General features: G+C 45.0%; 18 protein-coding genes and 1 tRNA gene (1 of these 19 only partly in view). 8 read left to right on the top strand and 11 right to left on the bottom strand.

Going from position 1 to position 16,168, the window contains the following annotated elements; genetic code table 11:
• Positions 1-148, bottom strand: partial view of a porin gene (locus tag R3P39_RS16320; protein WP_336568810.1) — the start only. The gene continues 782 nt to the left of window position 1, outside the view; only the first 148 of its 930 coding nucleotides appear in the window; it begins with the start codon at positions 146-148; its stop codon lies beyond the left edge, outside the window.
• Between the two features lie 159 nt (positions 149-307).
• A complete protein-coding gene (locus tag R3P39_RS16315) occupies positions 308-1,153 on the bottom strand; it encodes a LysR family transcriptional regulator (RefSeq protein ID WP_336568808.1) in 846 nt (281 codons plus the stop codon).
• 87 nt (positions 1,154-1,240) lie between these two features.
• Here R3P39_RS16315 and maoP point away from each other — a divergent pair, with 87 nt between their 5' ends.
• Entirely contained in the window at positions 1,241-1,612 is a 372-nt protein-coding gene (gene maoP, locus R3P39_RS16310; protein ID WP_336568807.1) for a DUF413 domain-containing protein, read from the top strand.
• Positions 1,613-1,791: 179 nt separating this feature from the next.
• Positions 1,792-3,027, top strand: a complete 1,236-nt coding sequence (locus tag R3P39_RS16305; RefSeq protein WP_336568805.1) for a GGDEF domain-containing response regulator — start codon at positions 1,792-1,794, stop codon at positions 3,025-3,027.
• Here R3P39_RS16305 and rarD read toward each other — a convergent pair.
• Positions 3,001-3,912 (bottom strand): EamA family transporter RarD, encoded by a 912-nt coding sequence (gene rarD, locus R3P39_RS16300; protein ID WP_336568804.1) that lies wholly within the window; start codon positions 3,910-3,912, stop codon positions 3,001-3,003. The genes R3P39_RS16305 and rarD overlap by 27 nt on opposite strands.
• Positions 3,913-4,088: 176 nt before the next feature.
• Between rarD and recQ the strand changes: the two genes are divergently transcribed.
• The 4 genes from recQ (at position 4,089) to R3P39_RS16280 (ending at position 8,795) form a co-directional block, all read left to right on the top strand.
• Entirely contained in the window at positions 4,089-5,912 is a 1,824-nt protein-coding gene (gene recQ / locus R3P39_RS16295; RefSeq protein WP_442962080.1) for a DNA helicase RecQ, read from the top strand.
• Entirely contained in the window at positions 5,912-6,199 is a 288-nt protein-coding gene (locus tag R3P39_RS16290) for a DUF3630 family protein (RefSeq protein ID WP_336568802.1), read from the top strand. Before recQ ends, R3P39_RS16290 begins: the two co-directional genes overlap by 1 nt.
• 274 nt (positions 6,200-6,473) lie before the next feature.
• A complete protein-coding gene (locus R3P39_RS16285) occupies positions 6,474-8,180 on the top strand; it encodes a hypothetical protein (protein WP_442962064.1) in 1,707 nt (568 codons plus the stop codon).
• Between the two features lie 51 nt (positions 8,181-8,231).
• Positions 8,232-8,795 carry a mechanosensitive ion channel domain-containing protein gene (locus tag R3P39_RS16280; RefSeq protein ID WP_336568800.1) on the top strand — a complete coding sequence of 188 codons (564 nt, stop codon included), beginning with the start codon at positions 8,232-8,234 and terminating at the stop codon, positions 8,793-8,795.
• Here the strand turns inward: R3P39_RS16280 and R3P39_RS16275 are convergent.
• From R3P39_RS16275 to R3P39_RS16265, 3 genes are read right to left on the bottom strand one after another with little or no spacing between them, the layout of a single operon-like run.
• Entirely contained in the window at positions 8,785-9,813 is a 1,029-nt protein-coding gene (locus tag R3P39_RS16275) for a succinylglutamate desuccinylase/aspartoacylase family protein (RefSeq protein WP_336568798.1), read from the bottom strand. The genes R3P39_RS16280 and R3P39_RS16275 overlap by 11 nt on opposite strands.
• Positions 9,800-10,705, bottom strand: a complete 906-nt coding sequence (gene rimK, locus R3P39_RS16270; protein WP_336568796.1) for a 30S ribosomal protein S6--L-glutamate ligase — start codon at positions 10,703-10,705, stop codon at positions 9,800-9,802. The genes R3P39_RS16275 and rimK overlap by 14 nt, the downstream gene beginning before the upstream one ends.
• Before the next feature lie 3 nt (positions 10,706-10,708).
• Positions 10,709-11,137: an ATP-dependent zinc protease family protein gene (locus R3P39_RS16265; RefSeq protein ID WP_336568795.1), complete on the bottom strand. Its 429-nt coding sequence runs from the start codon at positions 11,135-11,137 to the stop codon at positions 10,709-10,711.
• Between the two features lie 255 nt (positions 11,138-11,392).
• On the opposite strand from R3P39_RS16265, the gene R3P39_RS16260 reads away from it, so the two are divergent.
• Positions 11,393-12,358 carry a zinc transporter ZntB gene (locus R3P39_RS16260; protein WP_336568794.1) on the top strand — a complete coding sequence of 322 codons (966 nt, stop codon included), beginning with the start codon at positions 11,393-11,395 and terminating at the stop codon, positions 12,356-12,358.
• Between the two features lie 28 nt (positions 12,359-12,386).
• Here the strand turns inward: R3P39_RS16260 and R3P39_RS16255 are convergent.
• Positions 12,387-12,461, bottom strand: a tRNA-Arg gene (locus R3P39_RS16255).
• A 211-nt stretch (positions 12,462-12,672) separates the two neighbouring features.
• On the opposite strand from R3P39_RS16255, the gene R3P39_RS16250 reads away from it, so the two are divergent.
• Positions 12,673-12,855 carry a helix-turn-helix domain-containing protein gene (locus R3P39_RS16250; RefSeq protein ID WP_336568792.1) on the top strand — a complete coding sequence of 61 codons (183 nt, stop codon included), beginning with the start codon at positions 12,673-12,675 and terminating at the stop codon, positions 12,853-12,855.
• Positions 12,856-12,883: 28 nt separating this feature from the next.
• Here the strand turns inward: R3P39_RS16250 and R3P39_RS16245 are convergent, their stop codons facing one another.
• The 4 genes from R3P39_RS16245 to R3P39_RS16230 form a co-directional block, all read right to left on the bottom strand.
• Positions 12,884-13,678 (bottom strand): phosphotransferase, encoded by a 795-nt coding sequence (locus tag R3P39_RS16245; RefSeq protein ID WP_336568790.1) that lies wholly within the window; start codon positions 13,676-13,678, stop codon positions 12,884-12,886.
• On the bottom strand, positions 13,665-14,285 hold the full coding sequence (gene pnuC / locus R3P39_RS16240) for a nicotinamide riboside transporter PnuC (RefSeq protein ID WP_336568789.1): 621 nt from the start codon (positions 14,283-14,285) through the stop codon (positions 13,665-13,667). The genes R3P39_RS16245 and pnuC overlap by 14 nt, the downstream gene beginning before the upstream one ends.
• Positions 14,285-14,551 (bottom strand): hypothetical protein, encoded by a 267-nt coding sequence (locus R3P39_RS16235; protein WP_336568787.1) that lies wholly within the window; start codon positions 14,549-14,551, stop codon positions 14,285-14,287. Before R3P39_RS16235 ends, pnuC begins: the two co-directional genes overlap by 1 nt.
• A 177-nt stretch (positions 14,552-14,728) precedes the next feature.
• Positions 14,729-16,105, bottom strand: coding sequence for a Gfo/Idh/MocA family protein (locus tag R3P39_RS16230; protein WP_336568785.1), 1,377 nt, complete (start codon positions 16,103-16,105; stop codon positions 14,729-14,731).
• Positions 16,106-16,168 lie beyond the last annotated feature (63 nt).

The raw sequence follows: 16,168 nt of genomic DNA, 5'->3' as shown, positions 1-16,168 counted from the left end.
TGCTCTTGATCTCTGTGAAAGAGCCTGCACCATCATCAGATGATTGAACAGAAACATTTGCTTTACCATAAACGTCAACTTCAGCATTGGCTTGGAAAGCGAACGCGCCTAGAAGAGATAAAGCTAAAGCAGTCTTAGTTAGTTTCATGTGTATTTCCTCAATATCGCAACACGTAATTTTAAAACACGCGAATTTTGACATTGATAAATGACAGAATTATTACATCGACAATATTTCTGAAAATAAACTGACACCCAAAGTTAAACTAAGCGTCATAAAAGATTCATCTTAATTTTGGGAACAGGGTTATTTTACCTCAGTCAGAAGACTAACAATGGTTTCAATATGCTCTATTTGTTCGTTGTCTTTGTGGTAAGCAACAAATACTTCCCTTGCGTTTTGCTCTACTTCCTCCACTAAAAATAGATGCCCCTTGGCAATGGCATCTTGCGCCAAGACTTCTGGAACAAAGGCAGAGCCACCACATTGTAATATGAGGTCTAAAGCAATCCTTCCCGTGCTGGTTCTGAAGTAAGGAGGGTTGCTGCCTGAGTATTGCTTCGCATGCCACAGTGAATACGCCGTGCCCCAATCAACATAAACGTATTGGTTGTCGAAAAACTCGGCTTTGGAGACCTTATCAAAAGTGCTGACCGGTATTATCGCCAAGTTACGAATGGGCTTTACCACCAGCTCATCGACCTTGGGGGGATCAAAAAGCACCGCCACGTCCAAGGTGCGTTCCAACAGTAGCCGGGTACTTTCTTGTTGTGCTTTTATTTCTGCCACTAAAGAAACCCCTGGCATCGCCGAGACAATATGATTAATGCCAAACTGTAAGAAAGCATCCCATATGTTTGCCGTACCACTGAGTGACACCTGTTTGTGCATATTATTAGCCAGGGCCACGTCTACTTTAGCACGCTGCATGCCCGTTAAAATCATTTTTGCATGAGGAAGTAGCCGCTCTCCAGGGGCAGTTAATTGAATATTATTGCGCTGGCGAATGAACAAATTCACTCCCAAACTCTGTTCTAACTGCCTGATCCTAAAGCTCACTGCCGACTGAGTAATGTATAAATTCTCGGCGGCACGACCAAAATGGCGAGTGCGTACCACCTCGACAAAAGTTTTTAATAGATCTATGTCCATTTTTCTTCCTGACGATAAAAAAAACTCATTTTTTAAAATTCAATTCTTGATCCATACTCCTGCCAAGTAACCCTTGAGGACTTTGTTATGGATCATAATCTAGCCACTTTGAAACACGCTTTCACAAGCCCTAAAGCATTTTATGATGACGCCAACTTCCCCCGTGGATTTGGTCGCAGCGGTCATTTCACTTTACAAGAAGCTGAAATTCTTGAGCAATGTGGTGTAACGCTAAGAAGCTTATACAGCAAAGCACAAGAACCGCAAAACAGTTTTCAGCTGCAATTTGTTCAAGTGATGGATGGTGCCTCTGTTCCTACCAATGCTGTGGAAAAAGCTTGGGCTAAATATTTAAAGCTAACAACCTGTAAAACTAAATTTCATACTTTATTTGGTCGTTCAAAGGTGCAAAACGACACCAGTGTGGCCGTCAGTGTTGACATTGATGATGACCTGTAATGGCGCTTATCACTGGATAACTTAATAACTGGGCTCTTTAAAAGAGCCCGTTTTTTTAGCATTTTTTGCGCAATATCATCATAGATTGTTATGACTTTTTAATAAGTTTTCTACACTAGCATTGCTTTTACTTTTATATGCGTTAAGAATTAGTAAAACATTAGTGATTGGCGAAGATTGTGACTCGAAAAATCTTAATCATTGAAGACACCCCAACAATTGCCAGAGTACAAAAGCATATAGCCACCAGTGCCGGCTATCATGCCGATATAGCCGAGTCTCGAGCCCAAGCTGAGGCGTTAATCAAACAAAACCAATATTTTTGCGCAGTAGTTGACTTTATATTGCCCGACGCCCCTCGTGGAGAAGCAATCCCCTGCACTATCAAAGCCAATATCCCTACTATAGTCATGACGGGAAACCTGGAGAGCCAAACACGTAAAACGGTTGAACAGTACCCTATCATTGATTACATCACTAAAGAGAATAAACAGGCTTACCACTATTTGCGCCGCCAATTGGAGCGATTGCCTAGAAATGAAAACGTCAAGATACTTATTGTTGATGACTCAGCGACGGCAAGACAATACATCTCAACTTTAGTGAAACGTCACAAATACCAAGTCTTCGAGGCCACTGACGGCATCGAAGCGCTCGAAGTGCTTAAGGCACACACAGATATTTCGGTTATTATTACCGACAGTGAAATGCCCAATATGCGCGGAGAAGAACTCTGCTCAGAGATCAGGCGCTTATATACCGATGATGACAAAGCGATTATTGGTGTTTCAGGGGTCGATACAGACCACCTGTCAACGCGCTTTCTTAAAAATGGCGCTAACGATTACTTACGAAAACCATTTAATGCCGAAGAGTTTTATTGTCGCTTAAGTCAAAACGTCGACATGCTCGAGCATATTCAGACCATCCGCAAACAAGCCAATACAGATTACCTTACAGAGTTACCTAATCGTCGTTATTTCTTTGCTACAGTTAGAAAAGCACTGCATCAAAGGGCTAAGCAGCAGCAATCAAGTGCCATCGCCATGCTTGATATTGATCATTTTAAACTGGTTAATGATAACTATGGTCACGATTATGGCGATGCCGTGTTAGAAGCCTTTAGCCGTGCTTTTAAGCAGTATTTTCAGCAAGACTTAATGGCTCGCTTAGGTGGTGAAGAGTTTGCGGTGTTCTTTGCAACTGAAGATAAAGACGCTTGTCTCGAAAGATTGGAAGCTTTTAGAGCCTATATTGCCGACAATAGCGCGAGTTTTACCGATAAAGATATAACCTTTACCATTTCAATTGGTTTTAGTGATGAGGTCAGCAGTGATATCGACCGCTTGGTTAAGCAAGCCGATATCAACCTTTATCAAGCTAAAGAGTTAGGACGAAACCGTCTTATTGGCTAAGCGTTTACGTCTATCGCGGTATGAGTCAAGGCTAAACATCGCCAGTGCACTCCATATAAAAGCAAAGGTAACCGCCCGCTCAGTATCAAAGGCTTCGCCATATAACACCACCGCCAAAATAAACATTAGACTGGGTCCAATGTATTGGAAAAAACCTAATGTGGTATAGGGGATCCGCTTTGCAGCTGCAGTGAAGCAAAGTAACGGCAAGGTAGTCACAATTCCGGCGCTTATTAGTAATGCATTCGTATACCAGTTGTTGGCATACAAATTACTTGTGGCACTGGGCTCCACCCACCACCAGTACATTAGTGCGATGGGACTCAAGATCAATGCCTCAATCAGTAACCCAGGTAAAGACTCAACCGCGAGGGTTTTTCGCAATAGACCATAAATGGCAAAAGAGCCCGCCAATGAAAACGCAATAACAGGGAAAGAGCCAAAGCTGATTAATTGCAACACCACACCCACTATAGCCAACACCACAGCAAACTTTTGTGCGCGGCGCAGACGCTCAGAAAGAAATAACATGCCTAGCAATACATTTAATAGCGGGTTGATGTAATACCCTAAACTGGCATCGAGCATAAAGCCATTATTCACCGACCAGATAAAGAGTCCCCAGTTGAACCCCAGCAAACAGGCAGTGAGCGTTAGCATTGCCAATAGTTTTGGCTGTCGAACAATTGCGACAATCTTAGGCCACTGTTTTTTTGCCAATACTATTAACATAATAAATAATACAGACCAAATCACTCTGTGCACTAAGATCTCAATCGCATCCACATGAATAAGTTGTTTAAAATAAATGGGTGCTAAGCCCCACATTAAAAAGGCAAGAATGGCGAGCAGGTGCCCCTTGTTTTGTTCATCAATTACCGACATGTCGACCTTGGCAGGAGTTGCAAAGAGAACTGCAATTATACCATCAATAAAACACCAAGCCATTAAACTTAGATAAAGCGTGGGTCATTACATCACTCAGTCGTGCGGTTAAATAAACAGCAGTCCGACCCCTCTCGCGACAAAAAGCAAAGACAATAAATAAAAAAAACTCTAGAATGGCGGCAATGGAAACACTCTTAGACGCCCCAACTAAAGACCCTAAAACGGTACTCAAAGATGTATTTGGTTACAGTACCTTTCGTGATGGTCAGCTAGAAATTATTCAGTCCAGTCTTGCTGGTCAGGATACCCTTGTGCTGTTACCCACTGGGGGGGGGAAATCACTTTGTTATCAAGTTCCAGCCCTGCTGTTTGAAGGGGTTACAGTGGTTATTTCCCCCTTAATCTCATTAATGCAAGATCAGGTAGCACAGCTAAAAGCGCAAGGTGTGGCGGCGGAGTATATTAATAATAGCGTTGCTTGGGAGCAGCAAAGAGCCACCTATGAAGGGCTCCAGCAGGGTACGGTAAAGTTACTCTATGTGGCACCAGAAAAAGCACTGCAAAGAGACTTTATAGAGCGCTTAAGCAGCTGCAATGTTGCTTTATTTGCCATTGATGAAGCCCACTGTGTGTCGCACTGGGGACATGACTTTCGCCCTCACTACTTTCGTTTAAAAGAGCTCAGACAATATTTCCCTGCGGTGCCACTTATGGCCCTCACCGCCACGGCGGATTTAGCTACTCGGCGAGATATCGTCCAGCAGCTTGATATGCGTGCGCCATTTATTCATACCGGTAGCTTTGATAGGCCCAATATTCGTTACACCATTGAAGAAAAGTTTAAGCCTTTATCACAGCTGTTCCGCTACTTAAAAGAACAAAAAGGACAAAGTGGCATTATTTACTGTGGCAGTCGCAAGCGCGTAGACGATATCGCAGAGCGCTTGATTGAATCTGGCTATAACGCCGCGGGTTATCATGCTGGCCTTGATAACGAACAGCGCCAGTTTGTGCAAAACCGCTTTGCCCGCGATGACATCCAAATAGTTGTTGCGACCGTAGCTTTTGGTATGGGCATTAATAAGCCAAATGTACGCTTTGTGGTGCATTACGATATTCCCAAAAGCATTGAAGCCTATTACCAAGAAACCGGTCGCGCCGGTCGTGATGGCTTAGCCGCAGAAGCCGTAATGTACTTCGACCCCGCTGATATCGGCCGGGTTAAACGTTTTTTTGAAGACATTCCTGATGAACAGCGCCGCCGGGTTGAAGAGCAGCGTTTCCAAGCCATGTCGAGCTTTGCCGAAGCACAAACTTGCCGCCGCCAAATTCTCTTGAACTATTTTAGCGAGTACCAACGTGAAGCCTGCGGAAACTGTGATATTTGCTTAAATCCGCCGAAACAATTTGATGGCACCGTTGTAGCTCAGCAAGCACTCTCTTGCATATATCGTGCAGAGCAGCGTTTTGGTTTAGGCTATATCGTTGATCTACTGCGTGGTGCTAATACTGCTCGGATCCGCGAACACAATCACCATGACCTCTCTACCTATGGCATAGGCAGGGAACACAGTAATGAATTTTGGCTTAGTATTCTGCGTCAGCTCATCCACCATGGCTTAGTGAATCAAGACATCACCCAAGGTGCGACGCTGCGACTTACAGAAGCGGCAAGAGCCGTTTTACGTGGCGAATACACCCTGCACCTAGCAGAGCCGAGGCTGGCGGCAAAACACGTCTATCAAGATAAGCTTGCGCAGTTTAACTATGACAAAAAGCTATTTGCCAAATTGCGTGCCCTGCGCAAACAGTTGGCTGATGATGACGATGTCCCGCCTTATGTGGTGTTCAACGATAGAACCTTGGCTGAAATGGCGCAAAAGACCCCCACCTCTGACAGTGAATTTTTGCAAGTCTCTGGGGTTGGCTTTACCAAGTTGAGCAAATATGGTGCCCCATTTATGCAGTTAATACGAAATTATTTGGAGCGTGATTAATGACCTCTGTCACTTTAGACTCGCAATATGAAGTAATCATCGTCAGCAGTGAACAGCTGCCAAACGATGAAGACTTTGAGCTTTGGGCACAAATATTTTTACACCACCAGCACATTAACATGATTGAATTCTCAGCGGGTGCCGATAGACATCAGTGGCGATTTCAGTTTCAAAATAGTTTTTTTAATCTTAATTTTGAGCATTACAGTAACAGCGTTTGGATTGCTCCAGATGGCTTAGACGCCCTTGAATTACTGCCTTCACTGCACCAAGTCCTCTCTGATTAACGCCTCATAAAGTCATTTAAGTCTATAAATACTCTTAGTTTTTGTTATTGTTTCTAAGCAAGCTAAAGCAAAATCGACCATACTAAAAGGATTATACCAATCCGCATTAATACCTGCTCAATTGGAGGGAGCAAATTCGACGCTAACTGCGTTAAAAATTTCTTATTTAGAACAACTAAATAGCAAAATTTTTGCCTGGTTATCGACAGAATTTTCTTGCCTCAAATAGACCACTTAATTAAGCGAATTGGTATTACAGACTAGAGGGCACGTGATGACAATAAGATGGCTATTACTCGCCACCCTATTATTTTTTAGCAGCATTGCCATGGCGCAAGGAGCTGAACAAGTTCCTGCGTTAGATCTGTCGAATAGTTGCAGTAATAACCGTACTGATAGTGAGCACGACCAAAGCTTAACGCGCCAACTTGATAGCCAAGAAAATTACCCCAAAGCGGCAACGGGAAAGAAAATAATCGACATTGAGCTGCGTCAGCTCAATGTCTTTGATACCGACAAGCCGGAGGAAAATAATGCCCTGTTTCGGTTTGCCAACCGCTACCACGTACAAACCAAACCTGAAGTATTAAAAAGCGTGTTATTGTTTCAAGAAGGCGATGATTACGTACCGCGTAAACTGGCTGAATCAGAACGTCTATTGAGGCAACAATCCTACCTTTACGATGCCCGTATTTATGCCGTCGAAAATTGCGATGGCGATATTTTAGTGACCGTGATCACCCGGGACTTATGGACCTTAATGCCGGATTTAAGCTTTAGCCGCAGTGGTGGTGAAAACACCTCGAGGATCGGCTTTCGAGAGAGCAACCTACTTGGCTATGGTAAGCGTCTGTCTTTTACTCATATTAAAGAAGTGGACCGTGCTGGTTATTTGTTTGTCTATGACGACCCCAATATTTTAGGTTCAAGGTACACAGGTCGCATTGAGTACTCCGATAATGACGATGGCGAGCGTCACTATGTTAGTGTCAATTATCCATTTTTTGCCACCGACACGCCTTATAGTTACGGCTTTACCAATTTCTCTGACGAGCGTGAAGAGCCGATTTATTCTGGCGGTGAAACCATCTCTGAATTCAACCAAAAAAGAGCTGTGAGTCAATTTTACTTTGGCCACTCTCAAGCATTAGGTGGTAACTGGACACGACGCTTAATTGCCGGTTATCGCCACGAAGAATACCGCTTTAGCGCTATCCCAGAAACCACGCTCGCCATCGCGAGCGATAGATCGCTAAGTTACCCTTATGTGCAGGCACAATGGTTTGAAGACTCGTTTGTTAAGGTGCGAAACTTTGACTCTATTTATCGCACCGAAGATTTAAATTTAGGTTGGAACATTCGTGCTTTACTCGGGTACTCTCCTACGGCATGGAGCAATGATGACGAACGCGTCATTTTTTCTCTTAGCGCAGATACGGCTCACTATACCTCAGATCACAGCCTTTGGCGCTTTGCTATGGACCTCAATGGCAATTGGGATCAGCAAAGCGACCGCGCTGAAAACCTCATAGCCAGTTTCAATATTCAATATTACCTTAATACCAGCCTCTACCAATCTTGGTTTCTCAACGCCAGCTATAGCTATGGTAAAAACCTCACTTTAGACAAACAAATTACACTAGGTGGCGAAACCGGGTTAAGAGGTTACCCAATTAAGTATCAACAAGGCAGTAAACGCGTACTGCTTAACATCGAAAGGCGCTTCTATTGGGAATACGATTTATGGCGCTTATTCAAAGTCGGCGGTGCCGCATTTTTTGATTTAGGCAAAGCCTATGACTCTCACCTTGCCATCAATGCTAACGAGTCAACACTGAAAAACCTTGGACTTGGACTTCGTCTTGCGCCGAGCAGAGCGAATTCGGATATCATGCTGCATATCGACGTTGCAGCGCCGCTTGGAGGCCCTGACAATGTCGATGATGTGCAATGGTTATTCACTGTAAAAAACCGCTTTTAGGAGAGCAAATTGCATGATATAAGGCGTAAAATAGTTAAGGTATAAACTACATTGCACGTATTAGATTTTGTTCTCAATCAGTATAAGTTATTCGCTTCATTAATTGCTGTACTGCTTTTTCCTTTGCTGGTTTCTGGGTGCTGCAAGCTGCTGGAAAAAGTGACACGCGGCAAAATTGACTCCCACCGCAAGCAGCGCGCCGAACTGTTGGTGAAAACTATCGTGGCGTTTGTATTTGTTTGTATCATGCTGGTGTTTTGGGGCATAGAGCTAAAAGGGCTTTTGGTGCTCGGCTCATCGCTTTTTGCCATGCTCGGGGTCGCCATGTTTGCTGGCTGGTCACTGCTCTCGAACCTAACCTCTTTTTTGCTAATGTTCATTCAAAATGATTATCGCGTTGGCAATTGGGTGCGGATAGTGGATGGCGCTAACTTCGTTGAAGGATGTATTGTCGAAATGGGGTTAATGAGTGTGGTACTGCGCCATATTGAAGGTCATAAAGTGGTTTACCCAAACAACTTGTTTGTCACCCGCCCCGTGCTTGTGCTCAGTCAAGAGCCACAAAAACCCAAGCTCGCTACTACCAGCAAAAGAGTATTAGGCCCTAAGAAATAGGGCCTATGTCATCAATAAAGGTTTCTAGCTGTTGCTCGACAATGCTATTGGCGTGGGCAAAATAGGCTAAGTGAAAAACCGCATCCCCTTCATTCACCAGAGGCAGCATTTGCTGACCAATCACAATTCCGCTCCGCGGTGCGACGATTTCTTCAACACTTTGGCCAAGGGGGCTGTCTATGTAAGCTAATACTTGACCCTTGCTGACTCGCTCTCCGAGGTTAACTTGGGCACGTACAATACCGTCAACATCCGCCCGCACCCAACTTGTTGCAGCGGCAACTACCGCTTCATGTAATTGCTTACGGCGCTTTCCTCTAAGCATGCGCAACTGCCGCATGACGTTTTCAACCCCTTTTAAACCAGCATGAATGGCTAAAGCATCAAAACGCAGCGCCTCTCCCGCTTCGTAGGTAATCACAGGGATCCCAAGGCCTGCAGCCTCACTACGTAACGAGCCATTACGTAGACGCGCATCCAGCGCCACCGGTGTGCCAAACGCCATGGCCATTTCTTTAGTCGTTTCGCTCGACAGATCGCCACGAATTTGTGGCAAATTAGAGCGATGAATGGCCCCGGTATGTAAATCAATAATATGGGTACTTTGCTTCACCACCTGATCAAAAAACATATGGGCCATGCGGCCACCTAAAGAGCCGCGCTCAGAGCCTGGAAAACAGCGGTTAAGGTCGCGCCTGTCGGGTAAATATCGGGATTTATGAATGAAACCAAAAATATTGACGATGGGCACGGCAATTAAGGTCCCCCGTAAATTGCTGGCATCTATTTTATTTAATAATTGCCTTACCACTTCAACGCCATTGAGCTCATCACCATGAATAGCGGCACAGACCAGTAATACTGGCCCGGCTTCCGTACCATTGACCACCTCTATGGGGATGGTCATGGGTGTATGGGTATATAACTTAGCTACCTCGAGCTGCACCGTTGAGCGCTCACCCACTCCAACTCGAGTATCAAGTAAAGAAAATGGGCGATTAATTTTAACCTTTGCCACGTGTCGCCGTCCTCTTAGCGGAAGCGTTTTTTTCAATAAATGAAATGATCATGCCAGCAATGTCTTTACCCGTGGCTTGTTCAATACCTTCAAGCCCTGGTGACGAGTTCACTTCCATCACCAGAGGACCACGTTCAGAGCGCAACAAGTCAACCCCAGCAACGTTTAATCCCATCGCTTTGGCGGCCGCCACCGCGGTGCGCCTTTCTTCCGGGGTGATTTTCACCAAGGTTGCTGAGCCGCCACGGTGAAGGTTTGAGCGAAATTCCCCCGCTTGCGCCTGTCGCTTCATCGCAGCAATGACTTTATCACCAATAACAAAGCAACGAATATCGGCGCCACCGGCTTCTTTGATGTACTCTTGCACCATGATATGCGCCTTTAATCCCATAAAGGCTTCAATGACGCTCTCCGCGGCTTTGCGGGTTTCAGCTAACACCACACCAATACCTTGAGTGCCTTCTAACAACTTAATCACCACCGGTGCGCCACCAACCATCTCAAGCAAGTCTTTAACGTCATCGGGCTTACTGGCAAAGCCAGTAATAGGCATGCCCACGCCTTTTCTCGAAAGCAGTTGCAGTGAGCGCAGTTTATCTCTTGAACGCGTTATGGCGACCGATTCATTGAGCGGGTAAACCCCCATCATCTCAAACTGCCTTAACACCGCACAACCGTAAAACGTGACAGAAGCGCCAATTCGTGGAATAACAGCATCAAAACCACTTAACTTCTGACCTTTAAAGTGGACCTCAGGCTCACTGCTGTTGATATTCATGTAACAACGTAAAGCGTCAAGCACAGCCACTTCATGACCTTGTTGCTCCGCCGCTTCAATCAGCCGCCGCGTTGAGTACAGTGATTTATTCCTTGAAAGTATGCCTATTTTCATAAGTTATCCGGTTTTTTGGGTTAAGTAAGATTGCTCAGGGTCAACCAGTATCTTGCCACGCATGGCCGTGCGACCTAGCAACATTCTAAATTTCATCGTCTCTCTATTGCTTAATGTAACTTCAATGGGCCAGCTTTGCCCTGCGATGTTCAGTATTGTCTCAATAACATAGCGATTTTCTTTATGACCTCCAGAATCCGTTACCACCCGTTGATCTAATACCTTGGCTTCGCAACAAACAACGAAGTCTGAATCATCTTGAAGCGGATGGATCCAAAACCGTACCCATAGTTCACCACTTAAGTGGTCAAATGGTTCTACTCGAAAAGCGTGTAAGCAAGAGGTTCTTGCACCTGTGTCAACTTTGGCCTTGATTTCATTAATACCAAGCTCAGGCAATGATAGCCATTCTCGCCAACCCACTGTGATCATAATTGTTTCTCTAAAGAAGTGTGTGCGGACTTATACTTGGATTTGCTGCAATTGCAAAACAAAATAAATTTATCTTCAAGATAAGCAAAATCGCTGCGTAATACATATCTATTTAACCTAACAGGAACTGACTACTTTTCAACCGAAAAGAAAATCAAACCGAACTATTTCTTTTATCGTCAAGAGATAGAATTGCATTTGAAATACTCACTGACTGTGCAATCCTTGCAACATCAAAGTTGATTGGATTACATCATGACAGGGTTATTGCATGCCGTTGTACTCGACGGCCAAGGTGGCGGAAGGATTATTGAAGACCTTAGCGAGGTTAAAGCCGTTATTCACCAACAACCAATGTGGCTTCACTTTGACTACAGTTTCGAGCAAACCACCGAGTGGTTAAAGCAGCAAGACTTTTTAGCAGAATGGGAGTGGCAGGCACTGATTGCCGATGAAACTCGCCCACGAACCGTGGTGGGTAGCGAGGGGTTATTAGTGTTTTTACGAGGCGTGAACCTAAACCCCAAACAAAGCCCAGAAGACATGGTTTCAATCCGTTGCTATGCTAACAAACGCTTACTTATTACCTGCCGCAAGCGCCACATTATGTCAGCGCAAGATATGTTAGCTGCATTAAAACAAGGTAAGGGTGCAAAAGACATTGGCGAGCTATTATCAACCCTAGTGGCAAGGCTATCAGGGCGAATGCAAGATATTATTTGGCAAATTGAGGAACACCTAGATGGCTTTGAAGATGCTCTAGACAGCAGTGAGCAACTCCCCAATTACCAACAGTTAGCCACATTAAGACGCCAAACCATAGGTCTAAAACGCTATTTAAAACCTCAAAAGGTGGCCATTAGCGAGTTACTAGATTGCCAACAAGAATGGCTGACAGATGAAGATTTGCGTTTGTTAGAAGAAGCCAACAATGCCCTGAGTCGCTATGTTGAAGAGCTTGAAGCCGCCATTGAGCGTGCGCAGGTAATACAGCATGGCATTACCAACCAACAAAACGAACAGCTCAATCAACGCATGTATGTGATGTCGGTAGTGGCCGCACTATTCTTACCGCTTGGGTTTTTAACTGGGTTATTGGGAGTCAATATCGGTGGTATTCCTGGTACCGAATATGGCGGTGCCTTTAGTATATTTGTGTTGCTGTTGTTATTGTTAACCCTAGGAATTGGCCTTTATTTTAAACGCAAAGGGTGGGTGTAATAACCGAAATAAAGCAAGAGGAAAAAAGTGGCGCTCTCGCTAGGGATCGAACCTAGAACTTAGCCTCCGGAGGGCCACGTGATATCCATTTCACCACGAGAGCGAGGCCATCATAATAATGCTATCTCACCACAATTGCTAGTCAATGTTGGCTAGATGCCTAATTAGTAACCTATTTTTAAAAAAAGCTGTACTTTAGGAAAAAAAAACAGTTATTCAACTATGCTTTAAAAATAATAAATTATACTGAGACTAGGTCTAGTACTACTATTAATAAGTAATGTAGCGATACATCATTATTGAGGATCCCAAATATGACACCCATGACAACCCAGCAAGTTGCAGAGTTTCTTGACGTAAAAATAGAGCGAGTTAGACGCCTTGCTCGAGAAAACTTGCTCGTTGCAAAAGACACTGACGGCAATGGCGAACCGATTTTCGATAAATCCGACGTGGAAAAATACAAAGAGCTCGCGAAACGACTTGGCGGCCTGTAATAGCTAATGGTGGGTAGTTTGCAGCGTGCTAATCTACCCACTTTAATAGTGCTGCTCTGAGCGTTGCAGCTTCGTCTTCCACTCCCCTTTGCTCATACCACTCAATGCTCAATAAAAGGTAAATTTGGCAGTAGAGTTTGAGCTTGGTCTGGCTGTATACTGGTGGCTCTTGCTGCCTTAACATAAAGTAGTTTTGTAACACTCTGTGAGCTTGTGCCACGGTGCAGCCAAAACTACATACCAAGGCTGCCAAATCAAAGAAGAGGTCATTGTGACAGGCATACTCAAAATCGATTAACTGCACTTTGGACTCACCAACAATAATATTACTGAGCACCAAGTCGTTATGGCAAAACGCCATGTCGCTGGGCAAACTGGCAAGCTGAGAACGGATCCAAGCCATATCAACGCGGGTTTGCAGCGTCGCCGATAGCTGATTAAGGTAGCCTAGCAGGTCTAATTGTTCATACACGTCCAACTCAAGCTGGTGTACCCTCACCAATTGTTCGAGTAAGTCTTTCCCTAGTACCGGGGAGCGCTCGACCTCAGGTAGAAAGGTAAATATCGCCAACCGTGATGGCTGGTCAAAGGCCAGTACTTGCGAAGTGACCTGCTGTTGCGCCAGCTTATTTTGAGCGCTAAGCGCAGCAACAGGAATGTCGTGGCTGTAGCACTTCAGTAGGCGTTTTCCTTGGCCACTGTAAAGCAGGTAATTTTTATTGCTCAGCCCCTTATTTAGTTTCACTAAAGCAGTCACGGGCTGTGTAAATACGCGCTCTACTTGCTGCTGTAAGCACTTTAGTTCAACGTCAGAGGCTGGCAATATTTTTGCCCTGCTTCGATTCGTATTCTTCATACCAGCGCTTGTAACCCCAACATGCCATTAAGGTATAAAAAATAAACAGCACTAAGGTCGGGTAAAAACCTTTGAGGTAGTATAGATAAATCGAGGCGGCATCAATCACCACCCAATACAACCAGTTTTCCAACACTTTCTTCGCCACCAAGTAGGTCGTAACCACCGCAAAGCAAGTGGTAAAACTATCCAGGTAAGCCAGATCGGCATTCATATAATGCTTGGTAAAGTAGCCCAAGGCCACCGCAGCAACGGTGGTAAGCGCAATAATGCAGAGGTGACGCGAGGTTGACCAAGAGATAATTTCACTGGGCTTATCTTTATCACCTTGACGCCACATCCACCAGCCGACCACCGCCATCACCATATAATAAAAGTGTAATAGTGACTCCATGACCAATGCGCCATTCCAATAGAGAATGGTATAAATCAGGGTATTCACAAACGCCACTGGCCAACACCAAATGTTTTGTCTTATTGCTAACAACAGGTAAGCCACCGCTAAGGCGACAGCAATGTATTCCCAGCTCGACATCGCAGTAAAACCTGCCAGCGTTTCCCGTAGCCAATCCATTAATCTATTTCACCCTGACGCGCAGACAAATCCCCAGCAATGTACTTGCAGACAAAAATGCATTTGCCATAGGTTGCAAAAGAGCGTTTCATCTCTTGATTAATGATGGTTGTCACCTCGTCATAATCACCAAAAACTTGAGTAGACATAACATTGGTGTTCACTTTGATGTTTTCATGCTGATTTAAACGATCAATAAAGCCTTGAATATAAGGAATATAATCTTGATGCAGTGGGTACTTACTAATCTCTACAGAAACCTTCATTGGTGTTCCTTATGTCTTGTGCAGAGCATTGCTTACTGCACGTTTAGGTTATCTCCAGTCATGTATTGTGACTTAGGAGTATAGTTAATCCAGTCTTGTTGATAGCGGATCTTACCCTGTTCATTGAACTTTAGCACCATCAGAAAGCGCCATGGCTCACTATACTGCTTTAACCCCTTACACTGCTACTATGCCCAAAGGCTCACCGGTTAACCAGCCACCGCGAGTAAAGTCAGGGATAGTAATAGATTCACTGCGATTAGCCACAGACTGTGCTGATAATGGCGATATCACTGACCATGCCGCACCATCATAGACATCCTGATCCAACGGCTCACCATTGCGCAGACAGTAAATCATGCGCCAGAACATTAAAAAGTCCATGCCACCGTGACCGCCATTCCGTTGTGCTTCTTCTCCCATGCTAAGCCACAATGGGTGATCATACTGCTGATACCAGTGAGTCATATCATAATCCCACTCATGAAAGCTTTTACTTCCCCCTTGCTCCAACGCGATGCGGTTAGGGAAACCGGCAAAAACGCCGTTGGTGCCTTGAATTAAGTTATGCCGAGAATAAGGTCTGGGGGTCGTGGTATCGTGTTGTACCATGATGCTGCGACCCTTCACCGTTTTAATCAAGGTGGTATTCATATCACCGGCAATATAGTCGAGTTGATTGCGCTCGTGGGATGGCTCAAACTCACGCTCTGCATAGGCGGCACGACCAAGAGCGGGTGAGCTCATTGAAGTAAGGTAATCAAACCGATCGCCGCGGTTAATATTCATATACTGAGAAACGGGCCCTAAGCCATGAGTGGGGTATAAGTTACCATCGCGTTTGGTGTGCCAATGCGTACGCCATGAGCCAGTTTTGTGCTCAATTTCTTTCATTTGCCAACGCAATTCATGAATATAGGCCGCTTCGCCATGCAGTAACTCACCAAATACGCCCTGTCTGACCATATTGAGCACCATTAGCTCATCACGACCATAGTTGACGTTCTCCATCATCATACAGTGCTTTTGCGTGCGCTCAGCCGTATCGACAATCTTCCACATTTCATCCACGGTCAATGCCAGTGGCACTTCCACAAAGGCATGTTTGCCACTGTTCATGGTGTCGATGGCCATGGCAGCATGCCACTTCCAAGGCGTTGAAATAATAACGATGTCGATATCATCACGGCTTAGCATGTCTTGATAAGCGTGTGGCGAGCCACGATATAACGCTGGCTTGTCGACGCCGCGCTCATTCACCAAATAATCCGCCGATTTAGTTAACACTTCATCATGGGTGTCGCACAGGGCTACTATTTTTGCTCCCTCAATATGGCTCATACGCTTAACATGGCCATAGCCGCGCTGGCCCACGCCAATAAAGCCCACCCTGACGATATCAAGCTTAGGCGCAACCAAGCCCATTACAGACTGACCCTGACGTTGTGGTATTGCATTGTTGTTATTATTTGAGCTCGCGCAGCCACTCACCACACCCGCAGCCGCAGCAACGCCAGCCGCTTTTAGAAAGTCGCGGCGATTGATTGATTTCATTTTTTCTCCTCGAAGATACTTCGCCATCACGCTACCCTATCCCAATTTTAGGTGCAAAACATT

The organism is Pseudoalteromonas sp. UG3-2 (genome assembly GCF_037120705.1).
GTDB lineage: Bacteria > Pseudomonadota > Gammaproteobacteria > Enterobacterales > Alteromonadaceae > Pseudoalteromonas.
Note: the sequence above shows the minus strand (reverse complement) of the source record. Positions and strands in the feature narration are given on the sequence as shown.

Bases quoted from the DNA above. Each gene is read 5' to 3' on its own strand.
- R3P39_RS16265 (WP_336568795.1), bottom strand. From the start codon at position 11,137: ATGATCACAGTGGGTTGGCGAGAATGGCTATCATTGCCTGAGCTTGGT.
- R3P39_RS16285 (WP_442962064.1), top strand. From the start codon at position 6,474: ATGACAATAAGATGGCTATTACTCGCCACCCTATTATTTTTTAGCAGC.
- R3P39_RS16235 (WP_336568787.1), bottom strand. From the start codon at position 14,551: ATGAAGGTTTCTGTAGAGATTAGTAAGTACCCACTGCATCAAGATTAT.
- rimK (WP_336568796.1), bottom strand. From the start codon at position 10,705: ATGAAAATAGGCATACTTTCAAGGAATAAATCACTGTACTCAACGCGG.
- rarD (WP_336568804.1), bottom strand. From the start codon at position 3,912: ATGTCGGTAATTGATGAACAAAACAAGGGGCACCTGCTCGCCATTCTT.
- recQ (WP_442962080.1), top strand. From the start codon at position 4,089: ATGGCGGCAATGGAAACACTCTTAGACGCCCCAACTAAAGACCCTAAA.
- maoP (WP_336568807.1), top strand. From the start codon at position 1,241: ATGGATCATAATCTAGCCACTTTGAAACACGCTTTCACAAGCCCTAAA.
- R3P39_RS16250 (WP_336568792.1), top strand. From the start codon at position 12,673: ATGACACCCATGACAACCCAGCAAGTTGCAGAGTTTCTTGACGTAAAA.
- R3P39_RS16230 (WP_336568785.1), bottom strand. From the start codon at position 16,105: ATGAAATCAATCAATCGCCGCGACTTTCTAAAAGCGGCTGGCGTTGCT.
- R3P39_RS16290 (WP_336568802.1), top strand. From the start codon at position 5,912: ATGACCTCTGTCACTTTAGACTCGCAATATGAAGTAATCATCGTCAGC.
- R3P39_RS16260 (WP_336568794.1), top strand. From the start codon at position 11,393: ATGACAGGGTTATTGCATGCCGTTGTACTCGACGGCCAAGGTGGCGGA.
- R3P39_RS16315 (WP_336568808.1), bottom strand. From the start codon at position 1,153: ATGGACATAGATCTATTAAAAACTTTTGTCGAGGTGGTACGCACTCGC.
- pnuC (WP_336568789.1), bottom strand. From the start codon at position 14,285: ATGGATTGGCTACGGGAAACGCTGGCAGGTTTTACTGCGATGTCGAGC.